The organism is Nakamurella sp., assembly GCF_048594475.1.
Taxonomy (GTDB): Bacteria; Actinomycetota; Actinomycetes; order Mycobacteriales; family Nakamurellaceae; genus Nakamurella.
In genome coordinates this window covers 1-3,902 of the sequence record NZ_JBMDXT010000304.1, presented here as the reverse complement: position 1 = coordinate 3,902, position 3,902 = coordinate 1, and the positions used below count along the sequence as shown (strand labels likewise).

The following is a 3,902-nucleotide window of genomic DNA, read 5'->3' as shown; positions in this document are numbered from 1 at the left end:
TCGGCGGCGGTGGCGGTCGCGGTGGCGACGGTGGCCGCCGAGCAGGGGTTGGCGCGGGTGGAGTTGACCAACCCGATCCAGCAGGTGCACGAGGCGATGTGGCAGCCGGAGTACCCGCGGATCGAGGTCGTCGACGAGTAGCCCACCGCCGGCCAGACCTGGCCCTTCGCTGGTTGGACACGGCCGGCCGCACGATCCTCACGACGGAGTTCGTGTGGCCTGCATCACATCAGGGTCAGGTCTCCACGTCGACGATGACGACGGTCACCGTCAGGCCGGATCCGGCCGCCGAGGACAGCGCCAGGTCGACCGCCGCCCGGACCCGGGCGGCGGTCTGCTGCGGTGGCGGGTCGGCGGCGACCACCACCCGCACCGTGACGTGCGGAGCGGGCTCCCGGTCGACCGCGACCCCGCTGCGGTCGGCCTCCTCGTCGCGGGCGCCGTCGCGGGTGAACAGCGTGCGGGCCGCGCGGCCGGCCAGGTGGCGCAGCCCGGGTTGCAGGCGAACCACGCCGGGCACCGCCGCGGCCGCGGCCGCGGCCAGCCGGGCCAGCTGGTCATCGGTGGGGACGGAGGCCGCGGTCATGGCGCCCCGCCGGCGACGAAGACGTCCTCGACCACCAGGTCGACCCGGTCGACCGTCAGCCCGAACAGCTCGCGGGCGGCGGTGGCGACGGTCGTCCGCACCTCGTCGGCCAGCTCACCGGTGTCGGCGCCGTAGGCGACCGCGGCGGTCAACGTGACCCGCACCGCGGCCGCGCCCGCCCCGGGCGCCACCGGTCCGGAGCCGGGTCCGGGGTCGGCGGATTCGACGGTGCACCGGCGGACGACGAGGTCGGCCAGGTCGTCCAGCCGGCCGGTGATCGCGGTGGCGACGGCGGCCGCTCCGACGAGCAGGCGACCGTCCGAACCCGGCAGCTCGAGCAGTTGCCCGGGGCGCAGCTCGGCCCACACGGAGTGCATGACGGCCGGCACGAGCCCGGCGGACGGCTCCTGATCGGTGGCCCGGCCCAGCTCCCCGGCGGCCCGGTCCAGCACGGCCACGGCCGCCGGATCCGGCTCGGCCACGGGCCCCGGGTCCGGCGCGGCCGGTGGCGGGGTCGACTCCGGGACCGATCCGGGCGCCGATCCCACCGCATCGGGTTGGTCGGCTACCGCCATGGGGCCATCACCTCCGCCAGTTTGGTCCGGGCGCGGGCGATCCGCCCCCGGACGGTCGGTTCGGGTACTCCGACGATGTCCGCGATCTCGTCATAGCTGCGCTGATCCACCTCGCGCAGCAGCCAGCAGACCCGCAGCGGCGCCGGCAGGTCGGCCAGCGCGGACTGCAGGGCGGCCACCATGGCCGACCGTTCGGCCTGCCGTTCCGGTCCACCGGTCTGCACCAGCCCGTCGGGGACCGGGCCGTCGTCCTCGTCGTCCAGGCTGGCCGCCGGCTTGCGCCGGCGCAGTTCGTTCAACGATCGGTTCGTGACGATCCGGTAGAGCCAGGTGGAGAACCTGGCCTCGCCGCGGAACTCGGGCAGTCGCCGCCAGGCCGCGATGAAGGCTTCCTGCACCGCGTCCTCCGCATCGCCCGGACGACCGAGCAATCGCAGCGACGTGCCGAACATAGCCCGCTCGTGCCGGCGCAGCAACGTCTCGAAGGCCCGGCTGTTGCCGCTCTGGGCCCGCTGCACCAGCTCCTCGTCGGTCAGCTCGGACAGTCGTGACCGCCGCACGGTGCCGCGGGGGGTGCCGCCGGCGGTGGCGCCACCGGCCACCACCGGGGGTTCGGTCACGGCCGGATCGTGCCACACGGACCCCGCCGGCTCGGTCACCGACCGGTCACGGCTCGTGGCCGGGGTCACAGCGCCGGATCCGTGAGGAATCCCGGGGACGCCGGGTCATACCTGACATGCCGACGTTGCGAGCCGGCAACCGGCGGTCCTGACGATCGCCGGACGACGAGCAGGTGACCACCACCGAGAAGGAGTGAAGGCACATGACTGCCCCCACCACCACCAAGAAGGCTCCGGAGAGCACCGAGTCCGCCCCGACCGGCGCCGTCGTCGAGACCGCCCTGGTGACCAGCCGCGGCAAGACCTCGATCGCCGATTCGGTCGTCGAGAAGATTGCCGGCCTGGCCGCCCGGGAGATCACCGGCGTGCACAAGCTGGGTGGCGGCGCCGCCCGCGCCTTCGGTGCCATCCGGGAGAAGATCCCCGGCCAGTCCGAGAGCCTCGCGCAGGGCGTGTCGGTCGAGGTCGGCGAGCGGCAGGCCGCGGTCGACCTGGACATCACGGTCGAGTACGGCGTGGAGATCGGCGAGCTGAGCAAGGCCATCCGGCGCAACGTCATCAGCGCGATCGAGCGGATGACCACTCTGGAGGTCACCGAGGTCAACATCGTCGTGCACGACGTGCATGTACCCAGTGACGACGACGATGACGACCACCACGACGCCCGGGTGGCGTGACCGACGCCACGGACGACGACCGGGCGGCGCGGCGCGCCTACATCCGTGACCACCACCCCGACCGGGGCGGCGATCCGGACGAGTTCGTCGCGGGGTTGCGGCGGTGGGACGGGGGCCGCCGCACCCCGCCCGGCGAACCGATCGTCATCCGGCGCAGCCGGCGACGGCGCCTGCTGCTCTGGTGGCGCCGCCGCCGGTCCCCGCGCCGGCATCTGCGCTGACATCTGCGCTGACATCTGCACTGACGTCCGTGCTGACGTCGGTGCCCGGCCGGCAACCGCCTTCGGGCCCGCGTCGGCCGACATCCCCCACCCATCCAGACTTTCCCGAACTCAGACAGGTTGATGATCACAATGAGAGCTTCTGCTACCGCGATCGGCGTGGCAGTCGGCGTCGCGTTGGGGTTCGCCGGAGCCTTCGGCGGATTCCTGGCCTTCCTGCTGGTGCTCGTCCTCGCCGCCGTCGGCGGCCTGATCGGCGCCGTGATCGAGGGCCGCATCAATATCAACGACTACGTCGGCGGCCGGGCCAACGGCCGCAACCAGCGGTGACCGCCCCGGTCACCACCACCGGAATCGTCCCGGCCGCCGGGAGCGAGATCACGACCGACCCGGCCGTCCGCGGCCGCACGGTCCTGCTCGACCGGGTGGTGGAGAAGACCGCCGCGGCGGCCGCCGCCGAGGTCGAGCGCGTTCTCGCCGCCGGCCGGGGTGCGGTCGGCCAGGTGCTGGGCGCGCGACCGGCGATCGCCGTCGAATCGTCCATCGACGGGCACCTGGCCCAGCTGACCCTCGAGGTCGAGATCGATTACCCGGCGCCGTTGCGGCAGGTCACCCGGCGGCTCCGGGAGCACGTCGTCGACCGCGTCCACCACCTGTGCGCGATCACGGTGACCGACCTCGACGTCCACGTGGTGGCCCTGCGCCAGCAGACCAGTCCGGAAAGGAGAGTGCAATGAGCAATCCAGTGACCGGCCCGGTGGCGCGGCCGGCCCGGGGCCGACGGACCGCGGCCGCCGTCGTGGTCGCCGTGCTGCTGCTCCTGATCGCCGGATTCGCCGTCTGGCAGGCCGTTCAGGTCCAGCTCGGTCGTCAGCCCGCCCCGCTCGATGCGGCCCGCATCTCCGCCTGGCTGAACACGACCCCATGGTCGGCGCCGGTCGTCATCGCGATCGGTGCCGTCCTCGCCCTGGTCGGGCTGTGGTTGATCGCCCTCGCGCTGATCCCACCCCGCCCGACCATGCTCGACCTGCGGGAGGATCACCCCGCCGTGATCACCCGCATCCGGCCGGCCGACCTGCGCCGCGCCATCGACGGCGCCGCCCGCAGCGTGGACGGCATCAGCGACGCGCACACCACCCTGAGCCGCGGCCGGGCCGTCGTCGCGGTGACCTCGCCGCTCGGCGCCCCGTCGGCCCTGCCCGACAAGGTCGCCACGGCGGTGA

At 73.7% G+C, this 3,902-nt stretch carries 8 protein-coding genes; 5 read left to right on the top strand and 3 right to left on the bottom strand.

Annotated elements, in window-relative coordinates:
* Window positions 1-235: 235 nt before the first annotated feature.
* The 3 genes from ACOJUF_RS13975 to ACOJUF_RS13965 are packed head-to-tail and all read right to left on the bottom strand — an operon-like array spanning window position 236 to window position 1,781.
* Entirely contained in the window at window positions 236-586 is a 351-nt protein-coding gene (locus ACOJUF_RS13975) for a hypothetical protein (RefSeq protein WP_420122439.1), read from the bottom strand.
* On the bottom strand, window positions 583-1,161 hold the full coding sequence (locus ACOJUF_RS13970; protein ID WP_420122438.1) for a hypothetical protein: 579 nt from the start codon (window positions 1,159-1,161) through the stop codon (window positions 583-585). Before ACOJUF_RS13970 ends, ACOJUF_RS13975 begins: the two co-directional genes overlap by 4 nt.
* A complete protein-coding gene (locus tag ACOJUF_RS13965) occupies window positions 1,152-1,781 on the bottom strand; it encodes an RNA polymerase sigma factor (protein ID WP_420122437.1) in 630 nt (209 codons plus the stop codon). Before ACOJUF_RS13965 ends, ACOJUF_RS13970 begins: the two co-directional genes overlap by 10 nt.
* A gap of 203 nt (window positions 1,782-1,984) precedes the next feature.
* Between ACOJUF_RS13965 and ACOJUF_RS13960 the strand changes: the two genes are divergently transcribed.
* From ACOJUF_RS13960 to ACOJUF_RS13940, 5 genes are all read left to right on the top strand, one after another.
* Window positions 1,985-2,458 carry an Asp23/Gls24 family envelope stress response protein gene (locus ACOJUF_RS13960; RefSeq protein WP_420122436.1) on the top strand — a complete coding sequence of 158 codons (474 nt, stop codon included), beginning with the start codon at window positions 1,985-1,987 and terminating at the stop codon, window positions 2,456-2,458.
* The gene (locus ACOJUF_RS13955) at window positions 2,455-2,679 is read left to right on the top strand and encodes a hypothetical protein (protein WP_420122435.1); all 225 of its coding nucleotides are present in this window, start codon (window positions 2,455-2,457) and stop codon (window positions 2,677-2,679) included. The genes ACOJUF_RS13960 and ACOJUF_RS13955 overlap by 4 nt, the downstream gene beginning before the upstream one ends.
* 159 nt (window positions 2,680-2,838) lie before the next feature.
* Complete coding sequence (locus tag ACOJUF_RS13950) at window positions 2,839-3,009, top strand: hypothetical protein (protein WP_420122434.1); 171 nt, start codon at window positions 2,839-2,841, stop codon at window positions 3,007-3,009.
* The gene (locus ACOJUF_RS13945; protein WP_420122433.1) at window positions 3,006-3,416 is read left to right on the top strand and encodes an Asp23/Gls24 family envelope stress response protein; all 411 of its coding nucleotides are present in this window, start codon (window positions 3,006-3,008) and stop codon (window positions 3,414-3,416) included. Before ACOJUF_RS13950 ends, ACOJUF_RS13945 begins: the two co-directional genes overlap by 4 nt.
* A partial coding sequence (locus tag ACOJUF_RS13940) for a DUF6286 domain-containing protein (protein ID WP_420122432.1) occupies window positions 3,413-3,902 on the top strand: 490 nt, incomplete at its 3' end. The genes ACOJUF_RS13945 and ACOJUF_RS13940, both read left to right, overlap by 4 nt.